General features: G+C 67.0%; 16 protein-coding genes and 1 tRNA gene. 10 read left to right on the top strand and 7 right to left on the bottom strand.

Going from position 1 to position 17,305, the window contains the following annotated elements:
- Positions 1-12 precede the first annotated feature (12 nt).
- The 4 genes from AC1DMS_RS22905 (at position 13) to AC1DMS_RS22890 (ending at position 3,736) form a co-directional block, all read left to right on the top strand.
- Positions 13-1,548 (top strand): leucyl aminopeptidase, encoded by a 1,536-nt coding sequence (locus tag AC1DMS_RS22905; RefSeq protein ID WP_012747834.1) that lies wholly within the window; start codon positions 13-15, stop codon positions 1,546-1,548.
- The gene (locus tag AC1DMS_RS22900; protein WP_012747835.1) at positions 1,545-1,988 is read left to right on the top strand and encodes a DNA polymerase III subunit chi; all 444 of its coding nucleotides are present in this window, start codon (positions 1,545-1,547) and stop codon (positions 1,986-1,988) included. The genes AC1DMS_RS22905 and AC1DMS_RS22900 overlap by 4 nt, the downstream gene beginning before the upstream one ends.
- The gene (locus tag AC1DMS_RS22895) at positions 1,988-2,395 is read left to right on the top strand and encodes a hypothetical protein (protein WP_012747836.1); all 408 of its coding nucleotides are present in this window, start codon (positions 1,988-1,990) and stop codon (positions 2,393-2,395) included. The genes AC1DMS_RS22900 and AC1DMS_RS22895 overlap by 1 nt, the downstream gene beginning before the upstream one ends.
- A 135-nt stretch (positions 2,396-2,530) precedes the next feature.
- The gene (locus AC1DMS_RS22890; protein WP_012747837.1) at positions 2,531-3,736 is read left to right on the top strand and encodes a branched-chain amino acid ABC transporter substrate-binding protein; all 1,206 of its coding nucleotides are present in this window, start codon (positions 2,531-2,533) and stop codon (positions 3,734-3,736) included.
- Positions 3,737-3,799: 63 nt separating this feature from the next.
- Here AC1DMS_RS22890 and AC1DMS_RS22885 read toward each other — a convergent pair whose 3' ends face one another.
- The 5 genes from AC1DMS_RS22885 to AC1DMS_RS22865 form a co-directional block, all read right to left on the bottom strand.
- Positions 3,800-4,192 (bottom strand): response regulator, encoded by a 393-nt coding sequence (locus AC1DMS_RS22885; RefSeq protein ID WP_012747838.1) that lies wholly within the window; start codon positions 4,190-4,192, stop codon positions 3,800-3,802.
- A gap of 99 nt (positions 4,193-4,291) precedes the next feature.
- Complete coding sequence (locus tag AC1DMS_RS22880) at positions 4,292-4,648, bottom strand: hypothetical protein (protein WP_012747839.1); 357 nt, start codon at positions 4,646-4,648, stop codon at positions 4,292-4,294.
- 200 nt (positions 4,649-4,848) lie between these two features.
- A tRNA-Ser gene (locus tag AC1DMS_RS22875) sits at positions 4,849-4,939 on the bottom strand.
- Positions 4,940-4,963: 24 nt separating this feature from the next.
- Positions 4,964-5,893, bottom strand: coding sequence for an SPFH domain-containing protein (locus AC1DMS_RS22870; protein WP_012747840.1), 930 nt, complete (start codon positions 5,891-5,893; stop codon positions 4,964-4,966).
- A gap of 28 nt (positions 5,894-5,921) precedes the next feature.
- A complete protein-coding gene (locus tag AC1DMS_RS22865; protein WP_012747841.1) occupies positions 5,922-6,347 on the bottom strand; it encodes an NfeD family protein in 426 nt (141 codons plus the stop codon).
- A gap of 108 nt (positions 6,348-6,455) precedes the next feature.
- Here AC1DMS_RS22865 and AC1DMS_RS22860 point away from each other — a divergent pair, with 108 nt between their 5' ends.
- Positions 6,456-8,759 carry an arginine/lysine/ornithine decarboxylase gene (locus AC1DMS_RS22860; RefSeq protein WP_012747842.1) on the top strand — a complete coding sequence of 768 codons (2,304 nt, stop codon included), beginning with the start codon at positions 6,456-6,458 and terminating at the stop codon, positions 8,757-8,759.
- A gap of 33 nt (positions 8,760-8,792) precedes the next feature.
- Here AC1DMS_RS22860 and AC1DMS_RS22855 read toward each other — a convergent pair whose 3' ends face one another.
- Together AC1DMS_RS22855 and fabI are read right to left on the bottom strand one after the other, a co-directional pair.
- Complete coding sequence (locus AC1DMS_RS22855; protein ID WP_012747843.1) at positions 8,793-9,644, bottom strand: DNA ligase; 852 nt, start codon at positions 9,642-9,644, stop codon at positions 8,793-8,795.
- A gap of 33 nt (positions 9,645-9,677) precedes the next feature.
- Positions 9,678-10,460, bottom strand: coding sequence for an enoyl-ACP reductase FabI (gene fabI, locus AC1DMS_RS22850; protein WP_012747844.1), 783 nt, complete (start codon positions 10,458-10,460; stop codon positions 9,678-9,680).
- A gap of 37 nt (positions 10,461-10,497) precedes the next feature.
- Between fabI and AC1DMS_RS22845 the strand changes: the two genes are divergently transcribed.
- The 5 genes from AC1DMS_RS22845 to AC1DMS_RS22825 are packed head-to-tail and all read left to right on the top strand — an operon-like array spanning position 10,498 to position 17,245.
- Entirely contained in the window at positions 10,498-12,294 is a 1,797-nt protein-coding gene (locus tag AC1DMS_RS22845; RefSeq protein ID WP_478181865.1) for an extracellular solute-binding protein, read from the top strand.
- 27 nt (positions 12,295-12,321) lie between these two features.
- Entirely contained in the window at positions 12,322-13,356 is a 1,035-nt protein-coding gene (locus AC1DMS_RS22840) for a microcin C ABC transporter permease YejB (protein WP_369662947.1), read from the top strand.
- Positions 13,349-14,395 (top strand): ABC transporter permease, encoded by a 1,047-nt coding sequence (locus AC1DMS_RS22835; RefSeq protein ID WP_062366987.1) that lies wholly within the window; start codon positions 13,349-13,351, stop codon positions 14,393-14,395. The genes AC1DMS_RS22840 and AC1DMS_RS22835 overlap by 8 nt, the downstream gene beginning before the upstream one ends.
- The gene (locus AC1DMS_RS22830; protein WP_478181864.1) at positions 14,392-16,026 is read left to right on the top strand and encodes an ABC transporter ATP-binding protein; all 1,635 of its coding nucleotides are present in this window, start codon (positions 14,392-14,394) and stop codon (positions 16,024-16,026) included. Before AC1DMS_RS22835 ends, AC1DMS_RS22830 begins: the two co-directional genes overlap by 4 nt.
- Before the next feature lie 19 nt (positions 16,027-16,045).
- On the top strand, positions 16,046-17,245 hold the full coding sequence (locus AC1DMS_RS22825) for a YbfB/YjiJ family MFS transporter (protein ID WP_478181863.1): 1,200 nt from the start codon (positions 16,046-16,048) through the stop codon (positions 17,243-17,245).
- Positions 17,246-17,305: the final 60 nt, after the last annotated feature.

Below are 17,305 nucleotides of genomic sequence, written 5' to 3'. Positions count from 1 at the left end.
AAAAAAAGGATTATGGACTTTCAGCTCAAGACCCTCACCGTCGCCCGCGCCGCGGCCGAAAAATCCGACGTGCTGATCGTGCTCGTCGGCAGCGCCCCCCTCACGGCCAAGGACCCCCTGTCCGCGCTGATCGCCAGCGCCCGCAAGGCGGGCGACCTGCCCGACAAGGCCGGCAAGCTGCTCGCGCTCTACCACCCCGACGAGGTGGTGGCCTCGCGCGTGGTGCTGGCCGCCATCGGCGACGGCAAGCCCGCCTCGGTGCGCAGCGGCGTCATTGCGGCGGTCAATGCGGCCAAGGCCTACGGGCCCAAGCGGGTCGTCATGGCCTTCGCGCAAGAGGCCGACGGCGCTGCCGTGGGCAGCGCGGTGGCCGCCGCCGCCGACGCCAGCTACGTCTACACCACCACCAAGGCCAAGACCTCGAACGGCGAGAACGGGCGCACCATCCGCCACCTGACGCTCGGCGTGGCCGACGCGGCAGCGGTGGGCACGGCCTTCGACGAAGCCCGTGCCACCGTCGCCGGCATCGAGCTCGCCAAGGAGTGGGGCAACCGCCCCGGCAACTACTGCACGCCCACGCTGCTGGCCGAGGCCGCCAAGGAGCTCGGCAAGCTGCCCCGCGTCAAATGCGAGGTGCTGGGTCCCAAGGAAGTGCAAAAACTCGGCATGGGCTCGTTCGCGGCCGTGGCGCAAGGCTCGGCCGAACCGCTGCGTTTCATCGTGCTGCGCTACCAGGGCGGGCCCAAGGACCAGGCGCCCGTGGTGCTGGTCGGCAAGGGCATCACCTTCGACACCGGCGGCGTCTCGCTCAAGCCGGCGGCCGAAATGGACGAAATGAAGTTCGACATGTGCGGCGCGGCCAGCGTGCTGGGCACCTTCCGCGCGCTTGGCGAGATCCAGCCGGCCATCAACGTGGTGGGCCTCGTGCCCTCGTGCGAGAACATGAACGACGGCCGCGCGATCAAGCCCGGCGACGTGGTGACCAGCATGAGCGGCCAGACCATCGAAGTGCTCAACACCGATGCCGAAGGCCGCCTCATCCTGTGCGACGCGCTCACCTATGCCAAGCGCTTCGAGCCCGCGGCCGTGATCGACATCGCCACGCTCACCGGCGCCTGCGTGGTGGCGCTGGGCGGCGTGCGCAGCGGCCTGTTCACCAGCGACGATTCGCTGGCCGAGGCGCTCCAGGCGGCCGGCGAGCAGTCGCAGGACCGCTGCTGGCGGCTGCCGCTGGACGACGAATACGCCGAAGGCCTGAAGAGCAACTTTGCCGACGTCGCCAACGTGGCCGGCCGAGCCGGCGGCGCCATCACCGCGGCCAAGTTCCTGCAGCGCTTTGCCGGCGATTTCACCTGGGCCCACCTGGACATCGCAGGCACGGCCTGGAAGAGCGGGGCGGCCAAGGGCTCGACCGGCCGGCCGGTGGGCCTGCTGGTCTCCTATCTGATGGAACGCGCGCGCAGCGGCGCGGCCCAGGCGGTATCGCCCAAGAAGGCGGCGCGCAAGGAGCCCGGCGCGGCCGCGCGCAAGGCCCGGTCCGCGCAGTGACGGAAATCGGCTTTCATTTCAATCTGCCGGACAAGGCGAACTACGCCTGCCGGCTGGTGCGCAAGGCCGTGAGCGTGCGCGGCTTGCGGGTGGTCGTGGTGGGCGAGCCGCAGATGCTGGAGGCGGTCGATGCGGCGCTCTGGCAGCTCTCGCCCTGCGACTTCATCGCGCATTGCCGCGGCGATGCGCAGCCCCACCTGGTGGCGCGCTCGCCGGTCATTCTTTGCGCCGAGGGCGCGGACGCCGCGGGGCTCGCGCACCGCGAGATGCTGGTCAATCTCGGGCCCACGGTGCCCGTCGGCTTCGAGCGCTTCGAGCGCCTGGTCGACATCGTGAGCAACGAGACCGACGATCGGCAGATCGGCCGCTCGCGCTGGCGCCACTATGCCGACCGGGGCTATTCGATCCAGCCGCACGACTTTGCAAGGAGCGCCTCCTGATGGCCAGCACGCTGCGCACGCCGCCCCGGTTCGTTCCCACGCTGACCACGGTGCTCGACCTCCCCGCCGAGCCGCCTGCCGCCGAGGCGGCAACGCCCGCCAGCGCGCCGCCACCACCGGCGGTCGACCCCGCCGAAGCCGTGGCATTGCCTCCGGCCGAGCAGCGTTCCGAGGCCGAAATCGTCCGCCTCGAAGAGCAGCTTCTGCACCGCGTGCTGCAGCGCGTCGACCTGTCTTTGGAAGAGCGCCTGAGCGACACGGTCTCGGCCGCCGTGCAGCAGCAGCTCGATGCGATGGTGCCCCGGCTGCGGGAGGAAATCGAGGCCGTGCTGCGTGCCTTGGTGATCGAAGCCATGGCCGCCGAGCTCTCTGAAAACACAGGGTCTACGCCAGCTTCCGGCGCATAAAGCTTCAGCTAAACTGCGCGCCAGGTCGATGGGGCGGGAGGGTGCCGCTGGTCTGCGGCGCGAAACTTGCGAGGTCTTCGCGCCCGGATCACACGACCGGTTTTTGGTTTATTCATCAATGTTCTGGAGGTTCTCATGCAATTGAAATGGACTGCGGTCGCACTGGCTGCTCTCACGCTTGTGGCTTGCGGCAAGAAAGAAGAAGCTGCTGCGCCCGCCGCTCCGGCGCCCACGGCAGCGGCCCCCGCACCTGCAGCGCCTCCGGCAGATGCATTGATCGTCAAGATCGGCCACGTCGGCCCCACCAGCGGTGCCATTGCCCACCTGGGCAAGGACAACGAGCTCGGCGCCAAGATGGCCATCGAAGACCTCAATGCCAAGGGCCTGAAGATCGGCGACAAGGTTGCCAAGTTCGAACTGCTGGCAGAAGACGACGCCGGCGATCCGAAGCAAGGCACCGCAGTGGCCCAGAAGCTGGTCGACAGCAAGGTCAACGGCATCGTCGGCCACCTGAACTCGGGCACGACCATTCCTGCTTCCAAGCTCTACAGCGACGCCGGCATTCCGCAGGTCTCGCCGTCGGCAACCAACCCCAAGTACACGCGCCAGGGCTTCAAGACCACGTTCCGCGTGGTGGCCGACGACACCCAGCTCGGCGGCACGCTCGGCAAGTACGCCGTCGAAACGCTCAAGGGCAAGAACATTGCCGTGATCGACGACCGCACGGCCTACGGCCAGGGCGTTGCCGAAGAGTTCGAGAAGGCGGCCAAGGCTGCCGGCGGGACCATCGTGGGCCACGAATTCACCACCGACAAGTCGACCGACTTCAACGCCATCCTGACCAAGCTCAAGTCCGCCAAGCCTGACGTGCTGTTCTTCGGCGGCATGGACGCCGTCGGCGGCCCGATGCTCAAGCAGGTCAAGCAGCTCGGCCTGAACGTCAAGTTCATGGGCGGCGACGGCCTGTGCACCGGCGAACTGCCCAAGCTGGCTGGCGACGCCATCGGCGAAGAGATGGTGGTCTGCGCCGAGGCCGGCGGTGTCGACGGCGACTTCAAGCAGCCGCTGGAAGACTTCAAGGCCAGGTTCAAGACCAAGAACGGCGTGGACGTGCAGATCTACGCACCGTACGTCTACGACGCGGTCAACGTGCTGGCCGAAGCCATGGTCAAGGCCGGTTCCGCCGACCCTGAAAAGTACCTGCCCGAAGTCGGCAAGGTGCAATACAAGGGCGTGACCGGCCCGATCGCCTTCGACGAAAAGGGCGACATCAAGAACGGCGCGCTGACGCTCTTCACCTACAAGGGTGGCGTGCGTACGCAGATCGCCGTGGTTCGCTGATCCAGGCGCGCAAAAGAGAAAAGGGCCTTCGGGCCCTTTTTTTGTGCCTGCCGGCCGTGCTTTTCAGGCCAGGCTTGCGAAGCCCGAGGGCCGGTCGGTGTTGCAGTATTCGATGAAGGCGTCGAGATCGCGCGACTTGTCGAACACCGCATCGGCACCCAGCGCTTCGCAGCGTGCGCGGATGTCGGCGGTGACGTAGTTGCTCAGCACCACGACGCGCTGGCCCGGACCGCGCGCCTTGCAGCCCGAGAGCACGCCCAGGCCGGAGCCTTCCTTCAGGAACAGGTCGACGATGAGCAGTTGCCAGTCATGGGGATGAACGGCGAGCCAGGCGAGCGCATCCGTTTCGGTTTCGGCAAAGCCGACGACCTGGCCGTTGACCAGATCTTCGAGGGCCGGGACCAGGTTGTCCCTGATGGTCTTGTTGTCCTCGACGAGGAACGTGATGAGGGCCATGCCGTGGTTTCGTTCTGAGAACCAATAGCGTAGCGTGCCGGACGCGGCCGCAGCGTAGGAGAAGGGATACGGACAGCGCGTTCTGGCGCGGCGCTGCGCTCAGTGCTGGTTGTCGGAGCGGATCCTTGCCTTGAGCTCTTCGGCCAGCGCCTGGCTTTCATCGCGCTCGGCCGTTACCTCGCGGCGCTTCTCGATTTCTTCGCTCAATGCCGCGTTGACCTCGGCCAGCTTCTCGGCCGACTTGGCGAGCTTCTGCTCGAGCTGGCCCGTCTGCTCGATGGCCTGCGCCACCTCGCCAACCTGCACTTCGTCCGGCAGCTCCTGTTCGAGCACCGTGTTCACGACGGCGAGATTGTCCGAGGCCCGCTGCACATCGGCGGCCACTTCTTCGCTCTTCTTGAGCGTCTTGTCGAGCGACGTCTTGCCACGCGGCACGGTGGGGGGCTGTGCAGCCATCGAGGCTCCTCCTTTTGCAGGCTTGAAAGTAAGACCTTTGGATGGTAGCGCCAGACGAAGCGGGCCGGGCCAATCTCCGAGTTGCGCCAAGGCAACGCGCTTTCCCAACAAAAAACCCATCAAGCGTTTCTGCATTGATGGGTTTGATGCGGGTCAACATGCTGACGGGCTGGAAACCCGCATGAAACCCATGACTTCTCTGGCGGAGCAGGCGGGATTCGAACCCGCGGAGGGCTATTAACCCTCACACGCTTTCCAGGCGTGCGACTTAAACCGCTCATCCACCGCTCCTGAGCCCTCGATTGTAGCAGTCGCTCAGGCCGGATTCTGCGGCTTGCCGGCCTGGACCATGCGCATCGCGGAGGCGATGAGGGCGGCGGTTTCGGTCATGTTGCTGGGCACGATCAGCGTGGTCTTGGAATCGGCCGCGACCTTGCCGTAGGCGTCGACCGCGCGCTCGGCCACCTTGAGCTGCACGGCCTGTTCGCCGCCGGGCTGGCGGATGGCGGCAGCCACGCGTTCGATGGCGTCGGCCGTGGCGGTGGCCACGGCCGTGATGGCGGCGGCCTCGCCCTGGGCATTGTTGATCTGGGCCTGCTTCTCGCCTTCGGAGCGGGCGATGAAGGCCTCGCGCTCGCCGGTGGCGATGTTGATCTGCTCCTGGCGGCGGCCTTCGGAGGCGGCGATGAGGGCGCGCTTGCCGCGCTCGGCGGTGATCTGCGCCTGCATGGCCAGCAGGATTTCCTTGGGCGGGGTCAGGTCCTTGATCTCGTAGCGCAGCACCTTCACGCCCCAGTTGAGCGCCGCCTCGTCGATGGCCGCGACCACCTGCGCGTTGATGACGTCGCGCTCCTCGAAGGTCTTGTCGAGTTCGAGCTTGCCGATCACGCTGCGCAGCGACGTTTGCGCCAGCTGCGTCACGGCCACGATGTAGTTCGACGAGCCGTAGCTCGCGCGCATCGGGTCGGTCACCTGGAAGTACAGGATGCCGTCGACCTGCAGCTGGGTGTTGTCGCGCGTGATGCAGATCTGGCTGGGCACGTCGAGCGGGATTTCCTTCAGGCTGTGCTTGTAGGCGACCCGGTCGATGAACGGGATCAGGAAGTTGGGGCCGGGCGTCATGGTGCCGTGGTACTTGCCCAGGCGCTCGCGCACCCAGGCGTTCTGCTGCGGCACGAACTTGACCGACTGGCTGATGAAGATGATCGCAATGACCAGGATGATGATGGGGACCGAAAATTCCATGGTTTTCTCCTCTAGGGTTCTGTTCTGATCAGGTCTTGTCGACCACGAGGCGGCTGCCGACCACCTCGACCACGCGGTGCTCGCCGGTGGCGGGGGCCTGGCCCGCACGCGGAATCACGGTCCACTGGGCGCCGCGGTAGCGAACGGTGGCGGTGCCGTCGGGGTTCCAGGCCTCGACGTGGATGATCTCGCCGATGTCCAGATTGACATCGCGGTTCGATGCCGTGGGCGCGGCGGCCGGACGCCGGCGCTGGACCGCATACCAGACCAGGACCGCCCCCACGCCGACGACCGCCGCCACGACCAGTTGCGAAACGGTGCCGGCACCCAGGTGCGCCGCAATGGCCGCCGCCGCAAAGCCGGTGGCCAGCAGCAACAGGTAGACCGTGCCGGACAGCAATTCCAGCACGATGGCGGCTCCCGCTATCAGCCACCAGATGGTGGAATTCGCCATGACTTCTCCTCTTTGGTGAATGCACGACATTCTGTGTCAAAACCTGACTCAATCCTTCATCCGAATTCCGTACACTTCGCGCCTCATTGCCTGTCCGGAGCCCTGCTCATGAAATTTCGCTTCCCCATCGTCATCATCGACGAGGACTTCCGCTCCGAAAACACTTCGGGCCTCGGCATTCGCGCGCTCGCGCAGGCCATCGAGACGGAGGGCTTCGAGGTGCTGGGCGTCACGAGCTACGGGGACCTGAGCCAGTTCGCGCAGCAGCAAAGCCGCGCCAGCGCCTTCATCCTGTCGATCGACGACGAGGAATTCACGGTCGGCCCCGACCTCGACCCCGCGGTGCTGAGCCTGCGCAACTTCATCGGCGAGGTGCGGCGCAAGAACGCCGACGTGCCGATCTACATCTACGGCGAAACCAAGACCTCGCGCCACATTCCCAACGACATCCTGCGCGAGCTGCACGGCTTCATCCACATGTTCGAGGACACGCCGGAGTTCGTGGCGCGCCACATCATCCGCGAGGCCAAGAGCTACCTCGAAGGCGTGCAGCCGCCGTTCTTCAAGGCGCTGATCGACTACGCCGAAGACGGCTCGTACTCGTGGCACTGCCCGGGCCATTCGGGCGGCGTGGCGTTCCTGAAGAGCCCCGTGGGCCAGATGTTCCACCAGTTCTTCGGCGAGAACATGCTGCGCGCCGACGTCTGCAACGCGGTGGAAGAACTCGGCCAGCTGCTCGACCACACCGGCCCGGTGGCGGCCAGCGAGCGCAATGCGGCGCGCATCTTCAACGCCGACCATTGCTTCTTCGTGACCAACGGCACCAGCACCAGCAACAAGATGGTCTGGCACCACACGGTGGCGCCCGACGACGTGGTGGTGGTCGACCGCAACTGCCACAAGTCGATCCTGCACGCGATCATCATGACCGGCGCGATCCCGGTGTTCATGAAGCCCACGCGCAACCACTTCGGCATCATCGGACCGATTCCGAAGAGCGAGTTCGAGCAGAGCGCCATCAAGGCCAAGATCAAGGCCAACCCGCTCTTGGCCGACGTGGACCCCAACAAGGTCAAGCCGCGCGTGATGACGCTCACGCAGTCGACCTACGACGGCGTGATCTACAACACCGAGACCATCAAGAACATGCTCGACGGCTACGTCGACACGCTGCACTTCGACGAGGCCTGGCTGCCGCATGCGGCCTTCCACCCGTTCTATGGCGCCTACCACGCGATGGGCAAGCGCCGCGTGCGGCCGAAGGAGTCGCTCGTGTTTGCCACGCAGTCGACCCACAAGCTGCTCGCGGGCATCAGCCAGGCCAGCCACGTGCTGGTGCAGGACTCGCAGAACCGTGCGCTCGACCGCGACCTGTTCAACGAGGCCTACCTGATGCACTCGTCGACCAGCCCGCAGTACGCGATCATCGCGAGCTGCGACGTGGCCGCCGCCATGATGGAGCCGCCCGGCGGCACTGCGCTGGTGGAAGAAAGCATCCTGGAGGCGCTCGACTTCCGCCGCGCCATGCGCAAGGTGGAAGACGAATTCGGCAAGGACGAGTGGTGGTTCAAGGTCTGGGGCCCCGAGAAGCTCGTCGACGAAGGCATCGGCCGCGCCGAAGACTGGATCATGACGGGCGAGAAGAACGGCAAGCAGAGCAAGAGCAAGAAGTCGCCGCGCAACTGGCACGGCTTCGGCGAGCTGGCCGACGGCTTCAACATGCTCGACCCGATCAAGTCGACCATCGTGACCCCGGGCCTCGACCTCGAAGGCAACTTTGCCGACACCGGCATTCCCGCGAGCGTGGTGACCAAGTTCCTGGCCGAGCATGGCGTGATCGTGGAGAAGACCGGCCTGTACAGCTTCTTCATCATGTTCACCATCGGCATCACCAAGGGCCGCTGGAACACGCTGCTCACGGCGCTGCAGCAGTTCAAGGACGACTACGCGCGCAACCAGCCGATGTGGCGCATCCTGCCGGAGTTCTGCCAGCAGCATCCCGGCTACGAGCGCCTGGGCCTGCGCGACCTGTGCCAGCACATCCACCAGCTCTACGCACGCTACGACGTGGCGCGCCTGACGACCGAGATGTACCTGAGCGACCTCACGCCGGCCATGAAGCCGAGCGACGCCTTCGCCCACATTGCGCACCGCAAGACCGAGCGCGTGGAGATCGACGAACTCGAAGGCCGCATCACCACGAGCCTGATCACGCCGTACCCGCCGGGCATTCCGCTCCTGATTCCGGGCGAGGTCTTCAACAAGAAGATCGTCGACTACCTCCGGTTCTCGCGCGAGTTCAACTCGCAGTGCCCGGGCTTCGAGACCGACATCCACGGCCTGGTGGCGCGCATCGACGAAACCGGCAAGAAGCGCTACTACGCGGACTGCGTGGCCGCGCCGAAGAAGTAGGCGGCAAGAAGCGGGGAGGGCGCGCGCCGCGCTTCAGGAGGGCCGGTCGCTGCGCACCCGCATGAAGCGCGCGAACCTGGGCAAGCCGCCCGGGTTGGTGCCGTTGTAGCGGTAGGTCACCCAGCTGCCGATGGCGGGCGGGTTCTCGCGCTCGGCATCGGTCAGGCCGCTGCCGAGCTTGAAGCGCTTGCCCTCGGGAGTTTCGACCAGCAGCGCGCCCAACCGGCCGCTGTGCCGGCCCTTGCCGGGCATGTGGCCGACCACGCGGGCCTCGGCGTCGTCGTGGGTCTTGACCTTGAGCAGGTCGCTGTTGCGCTCGGCGCGGTAGAGCGATCCGCCCCGGTGCAGCATCAGGCCCTCGCCGCCCATCTTCACGGTCTTGGCGAGCAGGGCCTGCAGATCCGCATGGGTGGTTGCGCGCTCCTGCGGCACGGGCACCACCCACGGCGCATCGGTGATCGGCAGCAGCTTGCGCAAGACGGCCAGCCGCGCCGTGAAATCGCCGCCCTGGGCCGGGAGGTCGAACACCATGAAGCGCATGCTGTGCCAGGCGGTGTCGTTGGGCGTCTGGCTGCGCACGGTGGAAACCGCATGCGCGAACTGGCCCCTGCCGGCCCACAGCTCGCCGTCGAGCGGCTGCTTGGGCAACGGCGCGATGAACCAGGCGGGCGCCACCACCGGTTCGCCGCCGCGCGTCCACAGCTGCTTGCCGTCCCAGTAGCCGCGCACGCCGTCGAATTTTTCGCTGACCCAGTAGTCGTCCAGCGACATGCCGGGGCGGTAGACCTCGGCCAGCATCAAGGCCGGCGCGGCCTCGCGCGCGGCGGCCCCGCGGGCCGCCAGCGCGCCGAGGCCGGCGAGCAGGAGGGAACGTCTGTTCAGCAAGAGGCCGCTGCCGATCGATTACTCGGCCGAGGATTACTCGGCCATGCCCGCCACGACGTTGCTGAAGCCGCCGTCCACATAGGTGATCTCGGCGGTGACGCCGCTGGCCAGGTCGCTCAGCAGGAAGGCAGCCACGTTGCCGACTTCCTCGATGGTCACGTTGCGGCGAATGGGCGAGGCGTCGGCCACGGCGGACAGCATCTTGCCGAAGCCCTTGATGCCGCTGGCCGCCAGCGTCTTGATCGGCCCGGCGCTGATGCCGTTGACCCGCATGCCCTTGGGGCCGAGCGAAGCCGCGGTGTAGCGCACCGAGGCCTCGAGCGAGGCCTTGGCCAGGCCCATGGTGTTGTAGTTGGGCAGCGCGCGCTCGGCGCCGAGGTAGGTCAGCGTGAGAAGCGCCGACTTGTCGTTGAGGTAGGGCAGGGCCGCCTTGGCCATGGCCGGGAAGCTATAGGCGCTGATGTCGTGCGCAATCTTGAAGCCTTCGCGCGACAAGCCTTCGAGGAAGTCGCCCGCAATGGCCTCGCGCGGCGCAAAGCCGATGCTGTGCACGAACCCGTCGAACCTGGGCCACGCCTGCGCCAGATCGGCAAAGAGCTTGTCGATCTGCGCGTCGTCGCCCACGTCGCAGTCAAAAATAAGCTTGGAGCCGAAGTCCGCGGCGAATTCGGTGATACGGTCCTTGAATCGCTCGCCGACGTAGCTGAAAGCAAGCTCGGCGCCTTGTTCGTGACAGGCCTTGGCTATGCCGTAGGCAATGGAGCGATTGCTCAACACGCCGGTGATCAACAGTTTTTTGCCGGAAAGAAAGCCCATGAAGTTGCCTCGTGAAAATCTTGGGCAGAATTCTCGCATGCGGGTTTGGCTGCTTCTTTTTCTGGCGCTCTCGGCGGCTCCTTCATGGGCCGCCCATGCCTACGCGCAGTTCGGCGACATCAAGTACCCGCCCGGCTTCACCCACTTCAGCTACGTCAATCCGAACGCGCCCAAGGGCGGCGAGATCCGGATGGTGCCGCCCACGCGGCCCACCAACTTCGACAAGCTCAACCCCTTCACGCTCAAGGGCACGGCGCCTTCGGGCATCGGCTCGCTGATGTTCGAGAGCCTGATGACGGGCAATTCCGAAGAGCCGACCACGGTCTATGGCCTGCTCGCCGAAGACGTCGAGGTGGCACCCGACCGCCTCTCGGCCACCTTCCGCCTGAACCCCAAGGCGCGCTTCAACGACGGCTCGCCGGTGCTGGCGGCCGACGTGGTGCATTCGTTCAACACCCTGACCGGCCCGCAGGCCGCGCCGCAGTACCGCACCATCTACGCCGAAGTGAAGAAGGCGACGGCCACCAGCGAGCGCGTCGTGCGCTTCGACTTCGCGAGTCCGAACCGCGAGCTGCCGCTGGTGATTGGCGGCATGGCGGTCTTCAGCCGCCAATGGGGCGGGGGCAAGCCGTTCGACCAGATCGTCACCGAGATGCCGATCGGCTCCGGCCCCTACAAGCCGGCCAGCGACCGCCTGGGCCGCGACATCACCTACGTGCGCCGCGCCGACTACTGGGGCGCCGACCTGCCGGTGCGCAAGGGGCTGTACAACTTCGATCGCATCACCTTCCGGGTCTACCTGGACGAAACCGCGCGCTTCGAGGGCCTGAAGGCCGGCGAGTTCGACTTCATGCGCGAATTCACCTCGCGCAACTGGGCGCGCCAGTACAAGGGCAGGCAGTTCGACAGCGGCGAGATCGTCAAGCGCGCCTTCGAGAACCACAACCCCGGCGATTTCCAGGGCTATGTGTTCAACATCCGCAAGGACAAGTTCAAGGACGTGCGCGTGCGCCAGGCCATTGGTTTGGCCATGGATTTCGAGTGGCTCAACCGCCAGCTGTTCTACGGCCTCTACACGCGGGTGCAGGGCTACTTTCCGAACAGCGAGTTCCACGCCGAGGGCCTGCCCAAGCCCGACGAACTTGCGCTGATGGAGCCGCTGCGCAGCAAGCTCAAGCCCGAGGTGTTCGGCCCGGCCCCGCAGCCGCCGAGCACGGCGCCGCCCAACAGCCTGCGCGAGAACCTGCGCAAGGCGAGGGCGCTGCTGGAGGAGGCCGGCTGGACCTACCGCGACGGCGCGCTGCGCAACGCGAAGAACGAGGCCTTCACGATCGAGTTCCTCAATGACCAGCCCGGGCTGATCCGCGTCGTGACACCGCTGCAGACGGCGCTGCGCAAGCTCGGCATCGAGATGACCTTCCGCACGGTCGATTTCTCGCTCTCGCAGCAGCGCATGCAGAACTTCGACTTCGAGATGACCTCGCTGCGCCTGCCCGGCAACAGCGCGCCGGGCGGCGAGCTGCTCGAGCTGTTCGGCTCCAAGGCGGCCGACACGACGGGCTCGTCCAATATCTGGGGCATTGCCGATCCGGCGGTCGACGCAGTGGTCGGCAAGGTGCTGGCGGCCACCACGCGGCCCGAGCTGGCCACGGCCATGCGCGTGCTCGACCGGGTGCTCTCCAGTGGCTACTACTCGATCCCGCAGTACTACGGCAACGCCTTCCTCGTCGGCTACCGGCCGGCGCCGTTCGTGCTGCCGCCGACCATTCCGCCGTACTACGATGCCGGCGACTGGGCGCTCACCACGTGGTGGGCTTCGCCCATCAACAAATGACGCGGCCGCACCGGACATGAACACCGAATGACCAGCTACATCCTCAAGCGCCTGCTGCTGATGATCCCCACGCTGCTGGGCGTGCTCGTCATCACCTTCGGCGTGATCCAGTTCGTGCCGGGCGGCCCGGTCGAGCAGATGGTGGCGCAGCTGCAGGGGCGCGATTCGGGCGGCGAGCGGGCCGCGGCCAGCGGCGCCGGCTACCGCGGCCGCCAGGGCCTCGACCCGCAGCGCGTCGAGGACATCCGCAAGCTCTACGGCTTCGACAAGCCCGCCCACGAGCGCCTGTGGACCATGCTGAAGTCGTTCGCACGCTTCGACCTGGGCACCAGCTTCTACCAGCGCAAGGACGTCTGGCAGCTCATCAAGGAGAAGATGCCGGTGTCGATCAGCCTCGGCCTCTGGACCTTCTTCATCAGCTACCTGATCGCGGTGCCGCTCGGCGTGGCCAAGGCGGTGAGGGCCGGCACGCGCTTCGACTTCATCACCACGCTGATCGTGCTGGTCGGCTATGCCATTCCGGGCTTCGTGCTGGGGGTGGCGCTGCTCGTGATCTTCGGCGGGCAGCTGCAGTGGTTTCCGCTGCGCGGCCTCACGTCGCCCAACTGGGAGAGCATGAACTGGGGCGCGCGCATCGTCGACTACCTGTGGCACATCGCGCTGCCGGTGACGTCGATGGTGCTCGGCAGCTTTGCCGTCACCGCCATGCTCACGAAGAATTCCTTCCTCGAGGAAATCCGCAAGCAGTACGTGCTGACCGCGCGCGCCAAGGGGCTGTCGCAGCGGCAGGTGCTCTGGAAGCATGTGTTCCGCAATGCGCTGATCCCGATCATCACCGGCTTTCCGTCGGCCTTCATCGGCGCGTTCTTCACCGGCTCGCTGCTGATCGAGACGCTGTTCACACTCGACGGCCTGGGCCTGCTGAGCTACGAGAGCGTGATCCGCCGCGACTATCCCGTGGTGCTGGGCACGCTCTACCTGTTCACGCTGATCGGCCTGGTCACCAAGCTGATTTCCGACCTCTGCTACGTCTGGGTCGATCCGAGGGTCAAGTTTGACTAGCGCCGCCGTTGTCGTTTCCGCGAGCCCGGGCCGCCGCGCCTGGCGCCGCTTCCGCCGCAATCCGCTGGGGTTCTGGAGCCTGGTCATCTTCTCGACGCTGGTGGTGCTGAGCCTGTTCGCCGAGCTGCTGTCCACCGAGAAGCCGCTGGTCGTGCGCTACGCCGGGCAGACCTACTTCCCGGTGCTGCGCGACTATTCCGAGAAAACCTTCGGCGGAGACTTCGAAACGCCCGCCGACTACCTCGATCCCTTCATCCAGAAGCGCATCACCGAGGGCGCCAACTGGGCGCTCTATGCACCCAACCGCTACGGTCCGCGCACGCTGAACTACTTTGCTTCCCAGCCCAATCCCGCGGCGCCGTCGGGCGAGAACTTCTTCGGCACCGACGACCGCGGCCGCGACCTGCTCGCGCAGCTGATCTACGGCTTTCGCGTGAGCGTGCTGTTCGGCCTGGCGCTGACCGTCATCGGCACGGTGCTGGGCGTGGCGGCGGGGGCGGTGCAGGGCTACTTCGCGGGCAAGATCGACCTCGCGTTCCAGCGCTTCATCGAGATCTGGGCCTCGATGCCCGAGCTCTACCTGCTGATCATCTTCAGCGCCATCTTCGCGCCCAGCGTGGCGCTGCTGCTGATCCTGCTGAGCCTGTTCGGCTGGATGGGCCTGGCCGACTACGTGCGCGCCGAGTTCCTGCGCAACCGCCAGATGGACTACGTGCGCGCCGCTCGGGCGCTGGGCGTGGGCAACCTGCAGATCATGTGGCGCCACATCCTGCCCAACAGCATGGTGCCGGTCGTCACCTTCCTGCCGTTTCGCATGAGCGCGGCCATCCTGGCGCTCACTTCGCTCGATTTCCTGGGCCTGGGCGTGCCGCCGGGCACGCCGTCGCTCGGCGAACTGCTGAGCCAGGGCAAGGCCAACATCGACGCCTGGTGGATCTCGCTGTCGACTTTCGGCGTGCTGGTCGTGACGCTGATGCTGCTCACCTTCATGGGCGACGCGCTGCGCGATGCCCTCGATCCGCGGAAGGCCGACAAGTGAGCCAAATCAAGCATCTCCAGCCGCTGCTGGACGTGAAAGAGCTGCGCGTGGCCTTCGGCGGCAAGGAGGTGGTGCACGGCATCGACTTCCGCATCGCCGCGGGCGAGAAGCTCGCGCTGGTCGGCGAATCGGGTTCGGGCAAGACCGTGACGGCGCTGTCGCTGCTGCGCCTGGCGCAGAACGCCGAGGTGGCCGGCGCCGCGACCTTGTTCGGCTCCGCAGATGCGCCAAGCGGGCGCGACCTGCTCTCGATTCCGGAGCGTGAGCTGCGCGGCATCCGCGGCAAGGAGATCGCGATGATCTTCCAGGAGCCGATGACCGCCCTCAACGCGCTCTACACCGTGGGCGACCAGATCGCCGAGGTGCTCGAACTGCACGAGGGCCTGTCGGCGCGCGCGGCCCAGGCGGCCGCCGTGCAGTTGCTGGCCGACACCGGCATTCCGGAGCCGGCGCGGCGGGCGCGGGCGTTTCCGCACCAGCTTTCAGGCGGCCAGCGCCAGCGCGCGATGATCGCCATGGCGCTGGCCTGCAAGCCGCGCCTGCTGTTGGCCGACGAGCCGACCACCGCGCTCGACGTCACGGTGCGCGCGCAGATCCTCGAGCTGCTCGCCGATCTGCAGCGCAAGCATGGCATGGCCGTGCTGCTCATCACGCACGACCTCAACCTGGTGCGCCGCTTCGCCGACCGGATTGCCGTGATGGAAGACGGCCACGTGGTGGAGCAGGGCGCCGTGGCGGCCGTGTTCGAGGCGCCGCAGCACGCCTACACCCGCAAGCTGATCGACAGCCACCCGCAGCGCGATGTCATCGCCGTGCCCGCGGGTGCCGGCGCGCGGCCGGTGCTCGAGGCCACGGGCCTGCGTGTGAGCTACCCCGTGCCGCGGCCCGGTTTTGCCGGCTGGTTCCGCAAGGGCGAATTCATTGCGGTGCAGAACGCGGATTTCCGCATCGCACCGGGCGAAACGCTGGGCGTGGTCGGCGAGTCCGGATCGGGCAAGTCCACGCTGGCGCTGGCCGCCCTCGGGCTGCTGAAGCACCAGGGCGCGCTCAAGGTGGACGGCAAGGGCTGGGCGGTGGACCGGAGTTCCGACCTGGCCTTGCGCCGGGTCATGCAGGTGGTTTTCCAGGACCCGTTCTCCTCGCTCTCGCCGCGCATGACGGTCGAGCAGATCGTGGGCGAGGGGCTGCGCGTGCACGCGCCTGAGCTCGACACGGCGCAGCGCCGCGCGCGGGCGCTGGCGGCGCTGGCCGACGTGGGCCTGGGCGAGGCGCAGTTTCCCTCGCTGCTCGACCGCTATCCGCACGAGTTCTCGGGCGGACAGCGCCAGCGGCTCGCGATCGCGCGCGCGCTCATCGTCGACCCGCAGCTGCTGGTGCTCGACGAGCCCACCAGCGCGCTCGACGTGACCATCCAGAAGCAGGTGCTGGGCCTGCTGCAGCGCCTGCAGCGGGAGCGCGGCCTGAGCTACCTGCTGATCACGCACGACGTGGAGGTGATCCGCGCCATGGCGCACCAGGTCATCGTGATGAAGGACGGCGCCATCCTCGAAGCCGGCGCCGTGGAGCGCGTGCTCGACGCGCCCGAGCACCCCTACACCAAGAAACTGGTGGCCGCCGCGCTGCTGGAATAGAACAACGGAATTGCAAGAAATGTCGGATATCGGACGGGACAGGCGCGGTGCCTGGCGCGCGGCACTGGCGTGCATGGTGACCTTGGCCGTTGCCATGGGCCTGGGGCGCTTTGCCTTCACGCCCATGCTGCCGATCATGCTGCACGAGGGAAAGCTCCAACTCGAGGCCGGCGGCGTGCTGGCTTCGCTCAATTACCTTGGTTACTTTCTGGGCGCGGTCAGTTGCGCGGCCATCGGCATCCAGGCCAAGACCATGGTGCGCGGCGGCCTGGTGGCCACGGCCGCGCTGCTGGTGGGCATGGGGGTGCTGCACAGTTTCACGAGCTGGGGCATCCTGCGCACCGCGGCCGGCGTGATGAGCGCCTGGGTCTTCGTCTTTGCGTCCGGCTGGGGCCTGCGGCGGCTCGCCGAGGCCCATTCCCCGGCGCTGGCCGGCGTGATCTACACCGGCCCCGGCATCGGCATCGCGATGACCGGCCTGCTCGGCGGCGCCCTGGGGCGCTGGGGTTCCGAGGCGGGATGGATCGGCCTGGGCCTGCTGGCGGTGGTGCTGGTGGCGCTGATCTGGCGCGTGTTCGATGATGGCGAACTGCCCTCGGGGCAAGGCTCCGCGGGCGCGCCTTCCGCCCAGGCCGGTGCGGCCGCGTCGCCTTCCGCGCGCAGCGACGCCGTCTGGCTGGTCGCGCTCTATGGGCTGGCCGGCTTCGGCTACATCATCACCGCCACCTTCCTGCCGGTGATCGCGCGCCAGGCACTGCCGGGCTCGCCATGGCCCGACTTCTTCTGGCCGCTGTTCGGGCTGGCGATCATCCCCGGCGCGCTGATCGGCGCCCGCGCGCCCGTGCACTGGGACAACCGGCTGCTGCTGGCCGCAGCCTATGCGCTGCAGGCGCTGGGCGTGGTGCTGTCGGTGGCGTGGCCCACCATCACCGGCTTTGCGCTCGGCAGCCTGCTGCTGGGCATGCCTTTCACGGCCATCACGCTTTTTGCGATGCGGGATGCGCGCCGGCTGCGCGGCAATGCCGCAGCCGGGCTGATCGGCTATGCGACCGCTTCCTATGGCGTCGGGCAGATCATCGGCCCGCTGTTTGCGGCGCCGCTGGCCCAGCGGACCGGGTCTTTCGAGCTCCCGCTGCTGGTGGCGGCCGCCGCATTGGCGCTCGGTTCGGTGCTGTTTGCCGTCGTCTGGTCAAAATCCCGGCGCAAAGTGGCGCTTTGAGCAGCCCAAGCCACTTCATTTATCACGGGAATAGCATATAATTCGAGGCTCACGACCAAA

The sequence above is a fragment of the Variovorax sp. 05T418 genome (genome assembly GCF_056396385.1).
This window is presented reverse-complemented; position numbering and strand designations above follow the sequence as displayed.

Excerpts from the sequence above, each read along its gene's own strand:
- AC1DMS_RS22860 (WP_012747842.1), top strand. The coding sequence starts at position 6,456 with ATGAAATTTCGCTTCCCCATCGTCATCATCGACGAGGACTTCCGCTCC.
- AC1DMS_RS22905 (WP_012747834.1), top strand. The coding sequence starts at position 13 with ATGGACTTTCAGCTCAAGACCCTCACCGTCGCCCGCGCCGCGGCCGAA.
- AC1DMS_RS22825 (WP_478181863.1), top strand. The coding sequence starts at position 16,046 with ATGTCGGATATCGGACGGGACAGGCGCGGTGCCTGGCGCGCGGCACTG.
- AC1DMS_RS22865 (WP_012747841.1), bottom strand. The coding sequence starts at position 6,347 with ATGGCGAATTCCACCATCTGGTGGCTGATAGCGGGAGCCGCCATCGTG.
- AC1DMS_RS22880 (WP_012747839.1), bottom strand. The coding sequence starts at position 4,648 with ATGGCTGCACAGCCCCCCACCGTGCCGCGTGGCAAGACGTCGCTCGAC.
- AC1DMS_RS22870 (WP_012747840.1), bottom strand. The coding sequence starts at position 5,893 with ATGGAATTTTCGGTCCCCATCATCATCCTGGTCATTGCGATCATCTTC.
- AC1DMS_RS22840 (WP_369662947.1), top strand. The coding sequence starts at position 12,322 with ATGACCAGCTACATCCTCAAGCGCCTGCTGCTGATGATCCCCACGCTG.
- AC1DMS_RS22890 (WP_012747837.1), top strand. The coding sequence starts at position 2,531 with ATGCAATTGAAATGGACTGCGGTCGCACTGGCTGCTCTCACGCTTGTG.
- fabI (WP_012747844.1), bottom strand. The coding sequence starts at position 10,460 with ATGGGCTTTCTTTCCGGCAAAAAACTGTTGATCACCGGCGTGTTGAGC.
- AC1DMS_RS22895 (WP_012747836.1), top strand. The coding sequence starts at position 1,988 with ATGGCCAGCACGCTGCGCACGCCGCCCCGGTTCGTTCCCACGCTGACC.
- AC1DMS_RS22845 (WP_478181865.1), top strand. The coding sequence starts at position 10,498 with ATGCGGGTTTGGCTGCTTCTTTTTCTGGCGCTCTCGGCGGCTCCTTCA.
- AC1DMS_RS22885 (WP_012747838.1), bottom strand. The coding sequence starts at position 4,192 with ATGGCCCTCATCACGTTCCTCGTCGAGGACAACAAGACCATCAGGGAC.